Raw genomic sequence first — 1029 nt, forward strand, 5'->3', positions numbered from 1 at the left:
ACCGGCTTGTGATCCGCCGAATCCGTTGCTTGAACGTATCCTGTGCCTTGTTCGACACGACGCGTTTGACCTCGCCTGCCGGAGTAGCCCAGAGGGAATACCCCAGGAATTTGCGGCCAAATGCACTTGCCACGGCACTTTTTGAGTCGTTGATCTTCAGGTGCAGCTTGTCATAGCAGCGCCCGAGCAGGGCCATCACTCGCTTGCCCGCCTTCAGACTGCGCACGTACACGTTGCAATCATCGGCGTAGCGGGCGAAGCGGTGACCCAGCCGTTCAAGCTCGCGATCCACCTCGTCGAGTAACACATTGGCTAACAGCGGGGACAGCGGTGAGCCTTGCGGCGCACCCTCCCGCCGTGCGCTCACCACGCCACCTGCCATGATGCCCGCGTTCAGATAGGCACGTACCAGCCGGATCATGCTGGCCTCCTGTACGCGCTTGCTCAGCCGGTCAATCAGGATGTCGTGATTGATGCGATCAAAGAATTTCGATAGATCAACATCAACCACCACATGGTAGCCGTCCTGCACGTAGCCCTGTGCAGCGAGCACCGCATCCCGTGCCCGGCGACCGGGTCGAAACCCGTAGCTGTGTTTGCTAAACGTATGATCGATCAGCGGTTGCAGCACCTGTAGCAGTGCCTGCTGAATCAGACGGTCGGTCACGGTGGGTATCCCCAACTCCCGTTCGCTGCCGTCCTCTTTCGGGATGCCTACGCGCCGTACCGGCATGGGCCGATACGTGCCTTCCATCAGTTGTCGACGGATGGTTGGCCAAGCGTGCTTAAGGTGTTCTCCGGTCCTGACAATGTCCAGACCATCGACACCCGCTGCTCCCTTGTTCGCCTTCACGCGTTTCCACGCGCGTTGCATGTTCTCTCTCGCGAGCGCTTGCGACAGCAAGTCTCGCCCTGCGTCTTGCGGTGCGTGGCGCGGGGACACTGTTTCATCGCTGAGCGCATGGGGCGAGGCTTCACCTCGCATTGCCGCGATCCGCCCCGCTGCCGCGGGCATCTGATGCCTTACAT

1 protein-coding gene is annotated in these 1029 nt (G+C 60.6%); it reads right to left on the bottom strand.

Annotated elements, in window-relative coordinates; translation table 11 throughout:
* The coding region (gene ltrA, locus BVER_RS29585; protein WP_050456237.1) for a group II intron reverse transcriptase/maturase at positions 1-1015 on the bottom strand (1015 nt) is incomplete at its 3' end.
* Positions 1016-1029 lie beyond the last annotated feature (14 nt).

Source organism: Candidatus Burkholderia verschuerenii, from assembly GCF_001189365.1.
GTDB lineage: Bacteria > Pseudomonadota > Gammaproteobacteria > Burkholderiales > Burkholderiaceae > Caballeronia > Caballeronia verschuerenii.